14 protein-coding genes are annotated in these 16544 nt (G+C 44.0%); 10 read left to right on the top strand and 4 right to left on the bottom strand.

Going from position 1 to position 16544, the window contains the following annotated elements; all coding sequences use genetic code 11:
- Positions 1–26 precede the first annotated feature (26 nt).
- Entirely contained in the window at positions 27–2294 is a 2268-nt protein-coding gene (locus OQY15_RS07895; protein WP_265789870.1) for an aconitate hydratase, read from the bottom strand.
- A 285-nt stretch (positions 2295–2579) separates the two neighbouring features.
- Complete coding sequence (locus tag OQY15_RS07900; RefSeq protein WP_265789872.1) at positions 2580–3197, bottom strand: polysaccharide deacetylase family protein; 618 nt, start codon at positions 3195–3197, stop codon at positions 2580–2582.
- 132 nt (positions 3198–3329) lie between these two features.
- Between OQY15_RS07900 and OQY15_RS07905 the strand changes: the two genes are divergently transcribed.
- The 5 genes from OQY15_RS07905 (at position 3330) to ggt (ending at position 9298) form a co-directional block, all read left to right on the top strand.
- On the top strand, positions 3330–4655 hold the full coding sequence (locus OQY15_RS07905) for a TolC family protein (RefSeq protein WP_265789874.1): 1326 nt from the start codon (positions 3330–3332) through the stop codon (positions 4653–4655).
- A 30-nt stretch (positions 4656–4685) separates the two neighbouring features.
- A complete protein-coding gene (locus OQY15_RS07910) occupies positions 4686–6038 on the top strand; it encodes an efflux RND transporter periplasmic adaptor subunit (RefSeq protein ID WP_265789876.1) in 1353 nt (450 codons plus the stop codon).
- Positions 6039–6112: 74 nt separating this feature from the next.
- The gene (locus OQY15_RS07915) at positions 6113–7111 is read left to right on the top strand and encodes an NAD(P)H-dependent glycerol-3-phosphate dehydrogenase (protein ID WP_265789878.1); all 999 of its coding nucleotides are present in this window, start codon (positions 6113–6115) and stop codon (positions 7109–7111) included.
- 43 nt (positions 7112–7154) lie between these two features.
- Positions 7155–7469, top strand: coding sequence for a hypothetical protein (locus tag OQY15_RS07920; RefSeq protein ID WP_265789882.1), 315 nt, complete (start codon positions 7155–7157; stop codon positions 7467–7469).
- Between the two features lie 131 nt (positions 7470–7600).
- Complete coding sequence (ggt, locus tag OQY15_RS07925; protein ID WP_265789884.1) at positions 7601–9298, top strand: gamma-glutamyltransferase; 1698 nt, start codon at positions 7601–7603, stop codon at positions 9296–9298.
- A gap of 57 nt (positions 9299–9355) precedes the next feature.
- Here ggt and OQY15_RS07930 read toward each other — a convergent pair whose 3' ends face one another.
- Together OQY15_RS07930 and OQY15_RS07935 are read right to left on the bottom strand one after the other, a co-directional pair.
- Entirely contained in the window at positions 9356–11188 is a 1833-nt protein-coding gene (locus OQY15_RS07930) for a DEAD/DEAH box helicase (RefSeq protein ID WP_265789886.1), read from the bottom strand.
- Positions 11189–11272: 84 nt separating this feature from the next.
- Complete coding sequence (locus OQY15_RS07935) at positions 11273–11731, bottom strand: DUF4293 domain-containing protein (protein ID WP_265789892.1); 459 nt, start codon at positions 11729–11731, stop codon at positions 11273–11275.
- Between the two features lie 85 nt (positions 11732–11816).
- On the opposite strand from OQY15_RS07935, the gene truA reads away from it, so the two are divergent.
- From truA to OQY15_RS07960, 5 genes are all read left to right on the top strand, one after another.
- Entirely contained in the window at positions 11817–12569 is a 753-nt protein-coding gene (gene truA / locus OQY15_RS07940) for a tRNA pseudouridine(38-40) synthase TruA (protein WP_265789896.1), read from the top strand.
- 2 nt (positions 12570–12571) lie between these two features.
- A complete protein-coding gene (locus OQY15_RS07945; protein ID WP_265789898.1) occupies positions 12572–14341 on the top strand; it encodes an ABC transporter ATP-binding protein in 1770 nt (589 codons plus the stop codon).
- Positions 14342–14426: 85 nt separating this feature from the next.
- Positions 14427–15299, top strand: coding sequence for a succinate--CoA ligase subunit alpha (sucD, locus tag OQY15_RS07950; RefSeq protein ID WP_265789900.1), 873 nt, complete (start codon positions 14427–14429; stop codon positions 15297–15299).
- A gap of 152 nt (positions 15300–15451) precedes the next feature.
- Entirely contained in the window at positions 15452–15919 is a 468-nt protein-coding gene (locus tag OQY15_RS07955; protein ID WP_265789902.1) for a methionine-R-sulfoxide reductase, read from the top strand.
- Positions 15920–16104: 185 nt separating this feature from the next.
- A complete protein-coding gene (locus OQY15_RS07960; RefSeq protein ID WP_265789904.1) occupies positions 16105–16509 on the top strand; it encodes a septal ring lytic transglycosylase RlpA family protein in 405 nt (134 codons plus the stop codon).
- The last annotated feature ends 35 nt before the right edge of the window (positions 16510–16544 follow it).

The raw sequence follows: 16544 nt of genomic DNA on the forward strand, positions 1-16544 counted from the left end.
GCTTTTTGATATCAAATCAGCAGTGATTATACTGCTACTTGTTTACGGATGATGTTTAATGCACCACCGGCTTTAAACCATTCGATTTGCTGTGCATTGTAACTGTGGTTAACAGGGAACTCGTCTTTAGTACCGTCAGCATGGTTTAATACCAGCGTTAAAGGCACATTAGGAGCAAAAGTAGTTAAACCAACGATATCAATTGTATCGTCTTCACGAATCAGATCATAATCATCTTTATTCACGAAGGTTAATCCAAGCATACCTTGTTTTTTAAGGTTTGTTTCGTGGATACGTGCAAATGATTTTACCAATACGGCACGAACACCAAGGTGACGTGGCTCCATTGCAGCATGCTCACGTGAAGATCCTTCACCATAGTTCTCGTCGCCGACCACAATAGTTCCGATACCAGCAGCTTTGTAAGCACGCTGAGTTGCAGGAACAGGTCCGTACTCTTCAGTCAACACGTTTTTAACATCGTCAGTTTTCTCATTGAAGAAATTGACAGCGCCAATCAGCATGTTGTTAGAGATATTATCCAGGTGACCACGGAATTTTAACCATGGGCCAGCCATAGAGATATGGTCAGTAGTACATTTTCCTTTAGCTTTGATCAGCAGTCTTAATCCTTTAAGGTCTGTACCTTCCCAAGGGATAAAAGGATCAAGCAATTGCAGCCTGTTTGAAGATGGAGATACCAGTACCTGAACACCGCTACCATCAGCAGCAGGCTCCTGATAACCGTCATCATCAACATCAAAACCTTGTTTTGGCAGTTCGTCACCGTTAGGCTCGTCAAGCATTACCTGCTCACCGTTTGCATTGGTCAGCGTATCTGTCAGTGGATTGAAGCTCAGATCACCAGCAATAGCCAAAGCTGTTACCAGTTCAGGAGAACCTACAAATGCAAAAGTGTTAGGGTTACCGTCAGCACGTTTAGCGAAGTTACGGTTGAAAGAGTGAACGATGGTGTTTTTCTCTTGTTTTTCAGCACCAACCCTGTCCCACATTCCGATACAAGGTCCGCAGGCATTGGTAAATACTTTTGCACCGATCTGGTTAAATACATCCAGGAAACCATCACGTGCAATCGTAAAACGTACGCGCTCAGATCCCGGGTTGATACAATATTCAGCTTTAGCTGTCAGTCCTTTTGAAGAAACTTGTTTAGCAACACTCACTGCTCTTGAGATATCTTCGTAAGAAGAGTTGGTACAAGAACCGATCAGTCCTACTTCAATTTTCATTGGCCATCCGTTAGCTGCTGCCACTTCTTTCATTTTTGAAATCGGTGTAGCCAGATCCGGAGTGAAAGGACCATTCAGGTAAGGCTCTAAAGTTGAAAGGTCAATTTCAATTAACTGATCAAAATATTTGTCAGGCTCAGCATACACTTCAGCATCACCGGTAAGGTGTTCTTTTACCGCATTTGCAGCATCAGCAACATCAGCTCTGTCTGTAGCACGCAGGTAACGCTCCATGCTCTCATCATAACCGAAAGTAGAAGTTGTTGCACCGATTTCAGCACCCATGTTACAGATGGTACCTTTACCAGTACAGCTCATGCTTTCAGCACCTTCACCAAAATATTCAACGATAGCTCCGGTACCACCTTTTACAGTCAGGATACCTGCTACTTTTAAGATCACATCCTTTGGAGAAGTCCATCCGTTTAATTTTCCGGTTAGTTTTACTCCGATTAATTTAGGGAATTTAAGCTCCCATGGTAATCCTGCCATTACATCACAGGCATCAGCACCACCAACACCAATAGCAACCATTCCTAACCCACCAGCATTTACTGTGTGTGAGTCAGTACCGATCATCATTCCACCCGGAAAAGCATAGTTTTCCAATACTACCTGGTGGATAATTCCTGCTCCTGGTTTCCAGAAACCAATACCATATTTGTTTGATACCGATGCAAGGAAGTCAAATACTTCTTTACTTTCTGTATTTGCAGCCGGTAAATCTATTTCTGCACCATATTTTGCAGTGATCAGGTGATCACAATGTACTGTTGAAGGTACGGCAACTTTTGGCCTTCCAGCCTGCATGAACTGCAACAAAGCCATTTGAGCTGTCGCATCCTGCATTGCAACACGGTCAGGTGCAAAATCTACATAGTCCGTTCCTCTAACATATGAGGTATTCGCTTTTTCGTCCCAAAGGTGGGTATATAAGATTTTTTCTGAGAGTGTTAAAGGTCTGCCTACTAGTTTACGTGCCGCCTCAACGCGGGGGCCAAAGTTTGCATACACCTTTTTGATCATTTCAATATCAAAAGCCATTGATAATATGTGTTAAAAGGTAATATATTAGATTAAATTTCTAGCGAATTTACAAAAAAAAACAGGCTAAGGGCATCATATTGATATCATTATATTATTTATACATGTTCTAAATAAAAGCGCTTAAACACGCATTCAGCCGCTGTGCCTGATTTGCTGTCCGTTACTGAACTCCAGCGTTCATAATCGAACAGTTGTTATTTGAATATTTAAATTAACCTATTGTAAAACAGTGTGTTTGCTATTCTGCCATTTCTGGCCTGAACTTCGTGTCAGCAGCTGAAATTATAAAGTATGAAATTGATAACCCTGTTTAACAAAATATGCCAGCGCAGCGGGTAAAGCAAACTTAAGGCGGTCGAATGCTTTGAGACTGTCATGGAATACGATGATCGATCCGTTACCCGTATTCCTGATCACATTCTCATAACATTTCTGAGGGGAAAGCTGAAGGTCAAAATCTCCGCTCAAAACATCCCACATGATGATCCTTAGTGCAGGATTTATCGTTTTAAGAGAGGAGATCTGAGATTTTTTGATTCTTCCGTATGGAGGCCTGAAAAGGTCAGATTGCGTGAGCTGCTGGCATTGCTGAAAATTTTGAATATATTGCTGGTCGGCTGTTTTCCAGCCTTTTAGATGGTTGAAAGTATGGTTTCCAATGGCGTGTCCTTCGTTTTTGACACGTTCAAATATTTCGGGATGTTTAGTGATATTGTCACCGATGCAGAAGAAAGTTGCCTTGCAATTGAAACTTTTTAAAGTATTTAAAACAAAGTCTGTAACAACAGGTATGGGTCCATCGTCAAAGGTTAAATAAATGACTTTTTCGTTGCGGCTTTTGTTCCAGACTAAGGATGGGTAATACCATTTTAATAAAAGAGGAGATTTAACCAGGTACATGACCAAATGTAAGAAATAAAGAGGCTTGTACTGGGAAAATTACAAAATTGAATGAGTTGTTTATCTTAATATTGTGAAATTAGAATTATGAAAATGTTTACTAACAATAGTCTGTTGTCAAAATTAACCTGTATGGCTGCAATTGGGTTCCTGAGTCTGGGACTTTCAGTTTCTGCACAGGCACAAGAAACATTAACTATACAGCAGGCTATTGAAAGGATGCTGCAAAATAACCTCAATATTAAACGGGCAGTGCTTAACGTATCTTCTGCTGCGGTAGACCTTCAGCAGTCGAAAGCCGCATTGTATCCCAGCCTCAATGCCAATGTCGACAATAACCTGAGTTTTGGCCGTGGTTTGAACAGTACCACCTTCCAGGTAGTAAACCAGAAGTTTTACCAGGGTAACGGTAGTCTGAGTACTTCGGTGGATTTATTTGGTGGATTGTCAAAAATCAACCAGATCCGTCAGAATAAGATCTTGCTGGATGCCGGAAACAGTAATCTGGATAAGGTGAAGAATGATCTGATCCTGCAGGTGGTTACAGCCTACTTCCAGGTAGTGTTTAATGTAGAATTGCTCAAAGCTTCCAAAGAACAGTTGCTGGTAGCCAAGCAGACCGAAGAAAGGGAAGAAGCACTGCTGGATGCAGGAAATAAAACGGTGGCCGACGTGTCGCAGGCAAAGGCCCAGGCTGCAACTGCCGAGTTAAACGTCACCAATGCGCAGAATCAGCTTACCATCTCTTACCTTACGCTGTCACAACTGATGGAAATGAGGACAGAAACCAATGAGTATACTGTGGTGGCCCCAACCGTTCAGGATATTGCCATGGCACAGAAAGTTTTTAACGTAAACGATGTGTTCAACTCATCTATGATGGTTTTTCCTGATGTGAAGCTGGCTGCATTAAATACAAAGGCCGCTGAAAGAGGGATTGCCGTAGCAAAGGGCGCACTTACGCCGAGGGTCTCTTTTGGCGGTAATATTGGATCTTCATACTCCTATCTGCTTGCTGCTGAAAGTCAGAATCAGCACCTGTTTGACCAGATCAGTGCCAGGTTTAACCAGGGTATCGGCCTGAGCTTGCAGATCCCGATCTTCAATGGGCTTCAGGCGCGTTCAAATGTGAAAAGAGCACAGATCAACTTTGAAGATTTCAAACTGCAGGAAAATCTGGCAAAAATTAATTTATACAAGGTTATTGCACAGGCAATTGCCGATCTTCGTGCAGCCGACAGCCGTTACAGTTCTACGCTGAACACCTTCAATGCACAGAAAGATGCCTTCAATGTGATCGAGCAGCGTTACAATGTAGGATTGGTGAATTCACTGGATTACAATACTTCCAGGACCAACAGGAACAAGGCGGAGACAGATTTTATACAGGCCAAATACGACCTGCTGTTCAGATCCAAAGTGATAGATTATTACTTGGGAAGGCAGATCAATTTTTAAGTAAAAACCCAGACAAATAAACATAAAGAAATGAAGTTAAAACACATACTCATCACCGTAGGTGTACTCATCGCCCTGCTGGTTGTAGCAAAACTGACGGGCCTGATTGGCGGTGAAAAGATGGAGAAGGTCACTGTAGAGAAGGCTGCAAGCCGCAAAATTATTGAAACTGTTACCGCCAGCGGAAAAGTGCAACCCGAAACAGAAGTGAAGCTCAGTTCCGAAGTATCGGGAGAGGTGGTAGAGTTACTGGTTAAAGAAGGTGACATCGTAAAAAAAGGTCAGCTGCTATTTAAGGTAAGACCAGATGTGCTGCGCTCAGGTTTCGACAGGGCCAGTGCTTCGTACAGCTCACAAAAAGCCAGCGTAGCTTCGGCAGCCCAGGTATTGGAGCAGTCTAAAGCCAGCTTTGCCAATGAGGAAGGAATCTATAAACGTAACGTAGAGCTTTTCAAGAAAAAAGTAATCTCTGTTGCTGAGTTCGACGCTGCAAAATCGGCGTTCGTTACCGCTAAGACTAACCTTGAAGGAGCAAAACAATCGCTGATCGCTGCCAAATTTAACCTGGAAACTTCAGGTGCCAATGTGCAGGAAGCGAGTGCCAACCTGGCAAAGGCTACAATCTTTGCACCTGTTGACGGGGTGATCTCCAAGCTGTCGGTGGAGCTGGGCGACAGGATCCTGGGTACAGCACAGTTTGCAGGTACCGAGATCATGAGAATCTCCAACCTGACCACCATGGAGGTAAACGTAGATGTGAATGAAAATGACATCAACCGCGTCAATGTAGGTGATAGCGCCGTGATCGAGGTGGATGCATTTGAGGATAAGAAATTCAAAGGTGTAGTGACAGAAATTGCCAGCTCATCCAAAGATGTGGGTACTGCAACCACTACTGCAAGCACTGATCAGGTGACTAATTTTGTCGTAAAAGTGCGCATTGCTACAGATTCCTATTCCGGCATCAAAGGTGGAGCAAAAGGTCTGCCCTCACCATTCAGACCGGGGCTTTCTGCGACAGTTGATATCGAAAGTTCATCTGTAACCAGTCTGTCCGTTCCGATTCAGTCGGTATTTACCAAAGGCGGTAAGGATGAGGGCGAAAATAAAAATGCTGATGCAAATGCCGATAAGCAAAAAACAAAGCTGAATGATAAAACGATTAAACAATATGTTTATACTTACGCCAATGGCACGGTGAAACAGGTAGAGGTAACTACCGGTATTCAGAACGACCAGTACATCCAGATCAAAACAGGAGTAAAGGCTGGTACAGAAGTGGTAAGCGGCCCTTATTCAGCGATTCAGAACAAACTGAAGGATGGCATGAAGGTAGAGAAAACCACTAAAGATCAGCTTTTTGCCTCTCCGGATAAAAAGTAAGCTGATCCTTTAGCAATAAAATAAGTAATTTGTCCCGGCTTAAACAATAAGCCGGGATTTTTTATTTATACAGAATGATACCAAAAGTCGCAATGATTGGGGGAGGGAGCTGGGCAACTGCTGTGATAAAGATGCTCTCTGATAACCTTACGGAAAAGGAAATATACTGGTGGCTGCGTGATACAGCATCCATTACCTACCTGAAAAAATATAAACATAACCCTAAATACCTCAGTGCTGTACAGCTTGATATTCCTGCAGACCATATATCAGGTGATATCACGGAGGTCATCCGTCCTGCTGATTATATTGTCTTAAATGTACCGGCAGCCTTTTTAAAAGAAACGTTGAAAGATGTAAACCCTGAAATGCTGCGTGGCAAAAAGATTGTCTCAGCCATCAAAGGGGTGGTGCCCGATGAAAATCAGATCATCGGTGAGTTTATGCATGAGCATTTTGGCGTGCCGCTGGAGGATATCCTGGTAATCAGTGGCCCCTGTCACGCAGAAGAAGTGGCGCTGGAGAAACTTTCCTACCTCACCATAGCTTCCATCAATGTGGATGCAGCCGCTCATTTCTCGGAGCTGCTGAATACCCGGTATCTCAAAACCGTAACTTCAGATGATATCTTCGGTACAGAATATGGTGCCGTGCTCAAGAATATTTATGCTGTAGCCAGCGGTATTTGTCATGGCCTGGGTTATGGCGACAACTTCCAGGCGGTACTGATATCCAATGCTGTGCGCGAGATGGAGCGATTTGTAGATGCCGTTCATCCCATTTCAAGAGATATCAAGGAGTCTGCATATCTGGGTGATCTGCTGGTTACTGCTTACTCACAGTTTAGCCGTAACCGTACCTTTGGCAATATGGTAGGTAAGGGATATACCGTAAAATCTGCCCAGCTGGAGATGAACATGGTGGCTGAAGGATACTATGCCGCAAAATGTATGCACATTGTTAATGAAAAATACGGGGTAGAGATGCCCATCTGTCTTGCCGTATACAATATCCTTTACGAAGGTCATGCCCCGGCGCCTGAAATGCAGCAACTTACGGATCAGTTAAATTAAAACAATACATATTTTGTTCTGTTATATCCTAAAATCTATAACGATGAACAAGAACATTTTATCGGGTTTACTAACCCTTGCAATTGCCGGTACCATTTCCTTATCTGCTCAAGCACAGGAAAAAAAGAAAACTGTTGGTCAGACGATCGATAAAACGGCATCCTCTGTTGGAAATAAAACTGCTGAAGTTGCTGTGAAGGGATCTTCGAAAGTTGCAGACAAAACTTATAAGGGCAAAATGGCCCCGGATGGAACTGATGTATATATTGATGGTAAAAACCGTAAATATTATGTCAACAAAAAAGGCGGAAAAGTATATTTGAAAGCTTCTCAGATTTCGGATAAACCCGCAAATTAATTTTAGATTTTATCTATTACCTCTTATTACCGGATCCGGATCATTTGATCCGGATTTTTTTTGCCTTCCCGGCAGCAAACTGTTTTTAATGCCAGTCTAATCAGGTACTTTTAAGGACCTAAACAATCCTGATGATGACCAGAGCGATATCCCTAACCTCCCTTTTCCTTATTCTGTGTGTGCAACTCAGTACCTCTCAGGATGCTGCAGGGCAGGAAATCCAAAAATATAAACATGCCGCGGTAGTTTCTGCACATCCCGAGGCTTCAAAGGTTGGAGTAGCCATCATGAAAGGTGGAGGCAATGCTGTAGATGCCGCTATTGCCGTTCAGTTTGCGCTGGCAGTGGTATATCCCAATGCCGGAAACATTGGTGGTGGCGGCTTTCTGGTGTACAGAGGTAAAAATGGGGACGCTGATGCGCTCGACTACAGGGAAGCTGCTCCCGGAAAGGCATCCCGCGACATGTACCTGGATGAGAAGGGAAATCCTGTAACAGATAAAAGTTTGCTCGGCGCACTGGCCTCCGGGATTCCGGGATCTGTGGATGGCATGGTAAAGGCTCATAACAAATACGGCAAACTCAAATGGCGAAGAGACATTCAGCCTGCGATTGAACTCGCCGAAAAAGGATTCGCTGTTACTGCGCAGCAGGCATCAGAACTAAACAGGCACAAGAACGATTTTATCAGATACAACAGAAAACCCGTGGCTTTTGTAAAAGAGGCCGTATGGAAAGAGGGTGACCTGTTAAAACAGCCCGAACTGGCCAATACCTTAAAGCTGATCCGCGATAAAGGTCGGGCAGGTTTCTATGAAGGACCGGTTGCCGCGGCAATCGTGGCCTCAATGGCACATACGCAGGGAGTGATTTCTGCGCAGGACCTGAAGGCTTACACTTCTGTCTGGAGAAAACCTGTATCGGGCGGTTACGGGGAATACAATGTCATCTCTATGCCGCCACCCTCCAGTGGTGGTATCGCTCTGCTCACTATGCTGAAACAGGTAGCTAATTATCCTTTGCCAAAATGGGGCTTTCAGCAGGATTCTACGGTGCAGCTGATGGTAGAAGTAGAACGCAGGGCTTATGCCGACAGAGCCAGCTATCTGGGCGATCCGGATTTCTTTAAGGTGCCCCAAACGGCACTGCTGGATGCCGGTTATATCCAGTCGCGCATCAAAGATGTAACTTTCGAAAAGGCTACTTCTAGCGCTGATATCAAACCGGGTGTATTACCGGGTTATGAAAGTGAACAGACCACACATTTTTCCATTGTAGATGCCGAGGGCAATGCCGTATCTGCTACTACTACCCTGAATGGATCTTATGGCTCTCTGGTTGTTGTTGAAGGCGGAGGATTTATCCTCAACAATGAGATGGACGATTTTTCTGTAAAACCAGGTTCCCCAAATATGTACGGGCTGATCGGTGGAGAGGCTAATTCCATCCGCCCGGGTAAACGCATGCTCAGTTCGATGACGCCCACAATCATAGAAAAAGGGGGTAAGTTGCTGATGGTTGTAGGCACCCCCGGCGGATCCACGATAATTACTTCTGTTTTCCAGACCGTGCTGAACGTGCTGGCCTTCGGACAGGGCATGCAGGCTGCGGTTGCCGCCCCTCGTTTTCACCACCAGTGGCTTCCCGATGAGATTGGAGTAGAGAAAGGCGCAATTGCCCCCGCAACCAGGACGTACCTGGAAGCCAAAGGATATAAATTCAAGGAACGTGGTGGTATCGGCAGGGTAGATGCCATTCTGGTCAGGCCAGACGGAGAGCTGGAGACTGGTGCCGATCCACGGGGTAATGATACCGGTTTGGGATATTAATCCAAACAGAAAAGGCCCGGATAAACCGGGCCTTTTGTATGAAATAAGAGCTGTGTCTTAAGATCTGCGTCTTCTTTCTCCGCCTTCGCGTGGTTTACCAGAGAAATCTCTGAATCCGCCGCCAGAGCTTGCACCTTCACGTCTTCCGCCAGAACTTCTTCTGTCGCCGCCGCCATAGCTTCTTCTCTCGCCGCCACCGCCACCGCCGTAGCTTCTGCGTTCACCGCCACCGTAAGATCTTCTTTCTCCGCCTCTGCCACCTTCAGGAGCATCACCAGATTTCTCGATTCTTACACCACGGTTGTTAAACTGGATATCTTTGAAGTTTGCAAACAATGTATCAACACTTGCATTTTCAACTTCAAAGAATGAATAAACACCTTTAAGGTCAATTTTACCAATGTTTTTACCACTGATTTTACCGTTGTTACATACAAAAGATAATAAGTCGCCTCTTGTGAATTCATCTACCGAACCTAAGTTGATAAATAAACGGGTGTAATCACTGTTTCTTGCGCCTCTTGCACCACGTTCTCCACGCTCGCCACGTTCATCCATTGCTGCTGCATTTAAGTCAGGAGCATTTTTGTAGTACTCTAAAAAGCGGTTAAACTCTAAAGATGCGAAACGTTTAATCACGTCTTCTTTGCTCAGTTCAGCAAATTCATCCATGATCCTTGGGATGTATTGCTCAATCTGAGCCTCGTTTACTTCAACATTGTGAACTTTGTGTACCAAAGAGAACAATTGTTTTTCGCAAACATCAAATCCTGTAGGCAATTCAGCTTTGGTAAATGGTTTACCAATGATTCTTTCAATCTGACGGATTTTACCCAATTCCTTAGAATTGATGATACAGATAGAGATACCTGTTTTACCAGCTCTTCCTGTACGTCCGCTACGGTGCGTATAACTTTCGATTTCATCAGGTAATGAATAGTTCACTACGTGAGTTACGTTGTTTACGTCAATACCACGTGCAGCAACATCCGTTGCAATCAGCAACTGCATGTTACGGTCACGGAAACGCTGCATTACTTTATCACGTTGTTGTTGTGACAAATCACCGTGTAAAGCATCAGCATTGTAACCATCCTTGATTAAGTTTTCGGCAACATCCTGTGTATCCAGTTTGGTTTTACAGAACACTACTGCGAAAATTTCAGGGTTGAAATCCACAATACGTTTTAAGGCAGCATATTTATCTCTTGCACGTACTACATAGTACTCATGCTCAATATTTACGTTACCCGTGTTTTTGGTACCCATGGTCAACTCAGTAGGGTTGTCCATGTAGTTCTTTGCTATACGTCTCACTTCAGGAGGCATAGTAGCCGAGAATAACCATGTTTTTTTGTCGTCAGGAGTAGTAGATAAGATATCGTTGATATCCTCCTGGAAGCCCATGTTCAGCATTTCATCAGCCTCGTCAAGTACTACGTACTTTACACTGCTGAAATCGATAGCCTTACGGCCAATAATGTCTAACATACGACCCGGTGTTGCAACAACAACTTGTACACCGTTTCTGATCTCACGCAACTGCTGCATAATGTTTGCGCCACCGTAAACGGCAACTACACTCGCACCAGGAATGTTTTTTGAGTAATTTTTGATGTCGCTGGCAATTTGCAAGCAAAGCTCTCTTGTAGGGCACAGAACTAATGCCTGAGGCTTTCTTAAACTGAAGTCAATCAGTTCGATTAGCGGCAAACCAAATGCTGCTGTTTTTCCTGTTCCTGTTTGGGCCAAACCAACAAAGTCATTATTGCCCTCTAACAGCACAGGAATAGCTTGCTCCTGAATAGGTGTTGGATTTTCGAAACCTAAATCCTGTACGGCATTAACAACGTCATCACTTATCCCCAATAATTTAAATGGGTTTATCATTATAACTTTATTTATTAAGCCGCGAAGGTACGCTTATTATTTGGTATTTGTTTGGTACATAACGAAATAATAATCAAATAGCCCTTATCTCAGCCTGTCGGCCGAGCGGATCAGCTGTTCATCCTTACGGATACCTCTGAAAGCCAGTGCACAAAAAATCACAGACAGAACAGGGAGGTAGGCGCCTACATTAAAAGTTGCACCCACAATTCCACCAGGGATATTCAGCGCATAGTTGATCAGCGCTGCGATCAGTATCACAATCAAAAAGATGGTCAAAAGGATGATACGCTTCTGCAGAGCCCTGTTATTGAATAAAAATATAGCGGCCAGAGAAACGATACCGGCGAGGATCGTGCCGCCAAACAGTGCTGAATAGGATACAGTCTTTTGAGTAACGTTGTTCACTTTTTCATAAATTCCGCCTACCTGTAACCAAACTTCACCTGTGCTGGTTGCTGTAGTCACAACCGGTAAAATAAGTAATAAAAATAGCGTCAGACTTGCCAGAAAAAGCCATACAGATTGTACTCTTTGTATCATATCAATTTAATAATTTCCAACAAATATATTAAAAGACAACTAAACGCCTGTCTTGTTGGAGGGAAAAAAGTATTTTTGCAGTCAATTGGATACGCAACGTTTTTTTATAGAATTATCGTACGATGGTACAGCTTATCATGGCTGGCAGACACAGCCAAACTCGGTAACTGTACAGCAGGAACTGGATAAAGCACTTTCTGTTTTTTTCAGACAGCCCGTCGTTAGCCTGGGCTGTGGCAGAACCGATGCAGGTGTACATGCCAGCAAGTTCTTCGCACATATCGACCTGCAGGGAGTTCCGGCAGAGAGAGCTGCTACAGGCGTTAACGGCATCAATGCCTTACTGCCCTATGCCATCGCCGTAAAGCGGATCTTTCCCGTAGATGCAGATGCCCACGCACGTTTCCATGCCACTGCAAGATCTTACGAATATCATTTTCACTTTCATAAAGACCCTTTCAAGCTCAACCGTTCCTGGCTGTACAAGGCAGCGCTGGACATTGATGCCATGAATGCTGCCGCTGCAAGCCTGATGAACTTTGTAGATTTTACCAGCTTCAGCAAAAGCAATACAGATACGGCGACTAACAACTGTAAAATCACGGAAGCTTTTTTCAGGCAAACCGAAAACGGATTGGTCTTTACGATCACGGCCGACAGGTTTTTGAGAAATATGGTACGTGCAATTGTGGGTACCCTCGTGCTGGTGGGGCGCAAAGAAATTGATCTCGCGGCGTTTTCTGCGGTTATAGAAAGTAAAAACAGAAGCAATGCCGGGCAGTCTGTACCCGCCTGCGGACTTTACCTGGTCAACATCATTTATCCATTTGTCAATTAATTATGTCTAAAATTACCGGTGATGCTTTTAATGTAGGCCTGTTGAAAAGAGTTTTTCAATACGTAAAGCCTTACCGCAGGATATTTATCTGGTCGGTAGTGCTCACGATCCTGTTAGCGCTGGTAGCTCCGGTGAGGCCTTTCCTGATCAAATATACACTGGATCATTACATCCTGAAAGGTCAGTACAATGGCTTACTCATGATGACGGTAGTGATGTTGCTGCTGCTCGTGTTACAAAGTGCCATCCAGTACAGCCATACGCTGTATACCAACATCCTCGGGCAGTCTGCCATACGCGACCTCAGGATAAATGTATTCAACCATATCACCACACTGCGCTTAAAATATTTTGATAAAACACCCATCGGGCAACTCATCACGCGTACCGTGTCAGACCTGGAAACGATATCCGATATCTTTTCCGAAGGACTGATCGTGATCATCGGTGATATCCTGCAGGTGATTGCGATTATCTGTGTTATGTTTTATGCCGATTGGAGTCTGACGCTCATGGTACTGCTGCCCATGCCGCTGCTGATCATCGCTACCTCCATATTCCAGCGCTCTATTAAGTCGGCTTTCCAGGAGATCCGCACAGAGGTATCCAACCTTAACACCTATCTGCAGGAACATATCACCGGAATTTCGATCATCCAGTACTTTGCCCGTGAAGAGCAGGAATACCGTAAGTTTAAAAAGATTAATAAGCGCTACCGCGATGCCAATATCCGTTCCAACTGGTACTACTCCATCTTCTTTCCGGTAGTAGAGATCATCTCGGCCATGTGTTTAGGGCTGCTGGTTTGGTATGGCGCCAAAAGTATCCTCTCCAAACCACTGGATGTAACCCCGGGAACCATTGCAGAGTTTATCCTTTATATAGGTATGCTGTTTAAGCCAATCCGCGAGCTGGCGGATAAATTCAATACCTTACAGATGGGGATGGTTGGGGCAGAGCGCGTTTTCAAAGTGCTGGATACTGATGAAAAGACGGTCAACAACGGCACCTATGCCCCGGCAAAAATCGAAGGCAACATCGAGTTCAGTCATGTCTGGTTCGCCTACAATGACGATAAATACGTACTCAAAAATCTAAACTTTACTGTGAAGGCCGGGCAGACTGTAGCCATGGTAGGTGCCACCGGTGCTGGTAAATCTTCCACGATAAATATCCTGAACCGCTTTTATGATATCCAGAAAGGCGATATCAAAGTTGACGGCGTAAATATCGAAGCCTATGAGCTGGGATATCTGAGAAAAAGCATCGGTACCGTACTGCAGGATGTGTTCCTGTTCTCGGATACGATCTTCAATAACATTACCCTGAACAACCCTGATATTACGATGGATGAGGTAGTGGAGGCTGCGGAGAAAGTTGGGGCGCATGATTTTATCGAGCGACTCCCGGGAGGGTACCAGTATAATGTGATGGAAAGAGGGGCCACTCTCTCTGCCGGACAGGCCCAGCTGATTTCCTTTATCAGGGCGCTGGTGTATAACCCTTCAATCCTGGTGCTGGATGAAGCTACTTCCTCTGTAGATACCGAAACAGAAATGCTCATCCAGTCGGCCATTGACAAGCTCATGCACGGACGCACCTCTATTGTGATTGCCCATCGCCTGTCTACGATCCAAAAAGCAGATCAGATCATTGTACTTGATAAGGGGGAGATTATGGAAAGGGGCAGCCACCAGGAACTGCTGAAGCTGGATGGCTATTATAAACGTCTGTACGATTTACAGTTCCATTCAGAAGGCATCGCTAAGTAGCATTTTTGTTTCTTTTCATTAATGTTGGAATTGCATTTGGCAATCCATGCAATAATCTTAGATTTGCATAAAAAATTATAGATACATGAGTGTTTTAGTAAATAAAGATTCGAAAGTAATTGTACAAGGTTTTACCGGAAATGAAGGTACTTACCATGCTTCACAAATGATAGAATACGGAACTGACGTAGTTGGCGGGGTAACACCTGGTAAAGGCGGACAAACTCATTTAGACAAACCGGTTTTTAATACGGTTAAAGATGCGGTTGATCAGGCTGGTGCCAATGTATCTATCATCTTTGTTCCACCTGCATTTGCTGCAGATGCTATCATGGAAGCTGCTGAAGCTGGAATTAAAGTTATTGTTTGTATTACTGAAGGTATCCCTACAAAGGATATGATTCAGGTAAAAGAATATATCGCCGGAAAAGATTGCCGTTTAATCGGTCCTAACTGTCCTGGTGTAATCACTGCTGATGAAGCTAAAATTGGTATCATGCCAGGCTTTATCTTCAAAAAAGGTACTGTTGGTGTTGTGTCTAAATCAGGTACACTTACTTACGAAGCTGTTGATCAGGTAGTAAAAGCAGGTTTAGGTATCACTACAGCTATCGGTATCGGTGGTGACCCAATCATTGGAACAACCACTAAAGAAGCTGTTGAACTGTTGATGAACGATCCTGAAACTGAAGGTATCATCATGATCGGTGAGATCGGTGGTGGTATGGAAGCTGAAGCTGCATTGTGGATCAAAGAAAATGGTACTAAACCAGTTGTAGGTTTCATCGCCGGACAAACTGCTCCTGCAGGCCGTAGAATGGGTCACGCTGGTGCAATCGTTGGTGGTGCTGATGATACTGCTGCTGCAAAAATGAAAATCATGGCAGAATGCGGTATCCGTGTTGTAGAAAGCCCTGCTGAAATTGGTCAGGCTATGGCTGACCTGTTAAAGAAATAGTATTTTAACATATCCTGTAAGATGAGGCTTGCCAATTGGTTAAGCCTCATTTTTTTTGTGTGATATCATCAAAATACTGTCAATTTGCCCGGCCTAAACACTAAAAACCAGCCGTTGCTGTTAATCGTATATAAGGCTTAACACACAGAAAAATGATGAACAAACTAATCTTAATCATGAGCTTCGTCATGATCACCGGTTTAACTGCCTGTGCCCAGAAACAAGAAAAAGAAAATACCACTAAAACTACCAGCAAAATGGGATGGAATAAATTAACAAAAGAGGAAGAAGATGTAATCGTGCGCAAAGGCACTGAATATCCGGGTACCGGAACTTTGCTCAACAACAAGGCAAAAGGAACCTATACCTGCAAGCGTTGTAACGCGGCCCTCTACCGCTCTGATTCTAAATTTGACTCGCACTGCGGATGGCCAAGTTTTGATGATGAGATCAAAGGTGCCGTACTCAGAATTCCTGATGCAGACGGTTCCCGTACAGAAATTGTATGTGCAAATTGTAAGGCACACCTCGGACATGTATTCCTTGGAGAGGGTTTCACTGCCAAAAATACACGTCACTGTGTGAACTCAGTTTCGATGAATTTTGTACCCGATAAATAGGGTCTAATGACCCATAAACCGCATAAATGCCCGATGATCAGCTCATTGGGCATTTTTCGTTTGGAAAGCCCGGGTTTTTTTACCTATCTTTGAGCGTTCACTAACGAAATTAAACATGAACCCGACTTGATTAAAATAACTATTTTAATCATCAAAGGCTCCATCTGATAACTAAAAATCAATAGATGAATAAGATCAAATACTGTTTGCTTTTTTTGAGTATGTTCGTGTTTCTGCAGGTCAGCGCACAGTCGGAAGACACCGGCACAGATCCCGGAACAGGCATAGTAACACGGATAAGAACAGGACTAGCAACGTATTATCATAAAAGATTTGAAGGCCGCAGAACAACCAGCGGCGCAAAATACCGGGCAAAGAAATTCACTTGTGCCCATATGTCTCTTCCCCTTGGAACAATCGTTACTGTAACCAACCTCGACAATGGTAAATCCGTAGAAGTTGAGGTCAATGACAGGGGCCCGCACAGCAAACGTTACATCATTGATGTTTCCGAAAGTGCTGCCAAAGAACTTGGATTCTACAACAAAGGCCAGTCAAAAGTTAGCATCGCTTACGGCCAGCCTTCTTAATTATTGATTTTCATTCGCATATAGTCAGATTCCTA

This window comes from Pedobacter sp. MC2016-15 (genome assembly GCF_026239695.1).
GTDB lineage: Bacteria > Bacteroidota > Bacteroidia > Sphingobacteriales > Sphingobacteriaceae > Pedobacter.

Excerpts from the sequence above, each read along its gene's own strand:
- OQY15_RS07895 (WP_265789870.1), bottom strand. The coding sequence starts at position 2,294 with ATGGCTTTTGATATTGAAATGATCAAAAAGGTGTATGCAAACTTTGGC.
- OQY15_RS07900 (WP_265789872.1), bottom strand. The coding sequence starts at position 3,197 with ATGTACCTGGTTAAATCTCCTCTTTTATTAAAATGGTATTACCCATCC.
- OQY15_RS07905 (WP_265789874.1), top strand. The coding sequence starts at position 3,330 with ATGGCTGCAATTGGGTTCCTGAGTCTGGGACTTTCAGTTTCTGCACAG.
- OQY15_RS07910 (WP_265789876.1), top strand. The coding sequence starts at position 4,686 with ATGAAGTTAAAACACATACTCATCACCGTAGGTGTACTCATCGCCCTG.
- OQY15_RS07915 (WP_265789878.1), top strand. The coding sequence starts at position 6,113 with ATGATACCAAAAGTCGCAATGATTGGGGGAGGGAGCTGGGCAACTGCT.
- OQY15_RS07920 (WP_265789882.1), top strand. The coding sequence starts at position 7,155 with ATGAACAAGAACATTTTATCGGGTTTACTAACCCTTGCAATTGCCGGT.
- ggt (WP_265789884.1), top strand. The coding sequence starts at position 7,601 with ATGATGACCAGAGCGATATCCCTAACCTCCCTTTTCCTTATTCTGTGT.
- OQY15_RS07930 (WP_265789886.1), bottom strand. The coding sequence starts at position 11,188 with ATGATAAACCCATTTAAATTATTGGGGATAAGTGATGACGTTGTTAAT.
- OQY15_RS07935 (WP_265789892.1), bottom strand. The coding sequence starts at position 11,731 with ATGATACAAAGAGTACAATCTGTATGGCTTTTTCTGGCAAGTCTGACG.
- OQY15_RS07945 (WP_265789898.1), top strand. The coding sequence starts at position 12,572 with ATGTCTAAAATTACCGGTGATGCTTTTAATGTAGGCCTGTTGAAAAGA.
- sucD (WP_265789900.1), top strand. The coding sequence starts at position 14,427 with ATGAGTGTTTTAGTAAATAAAGATTCGAAAGTAATTGTACAAGGTTTT.
- OQY15_RS07955 (WP_265789902.1), top strand. The coding sequence starts at position 15,452 with ATGATGAACAAACTAATCTTAATCATGAGCTTCGTCATGATCACCGGT.
- OQY15_RS07960 (WP_265789904.1), top strand. The coding sequence starts at position 16,105 with ATGAATAAGATCAAATACTGTTTGCTTTTTTTGAGTATGTTCGTGTTT.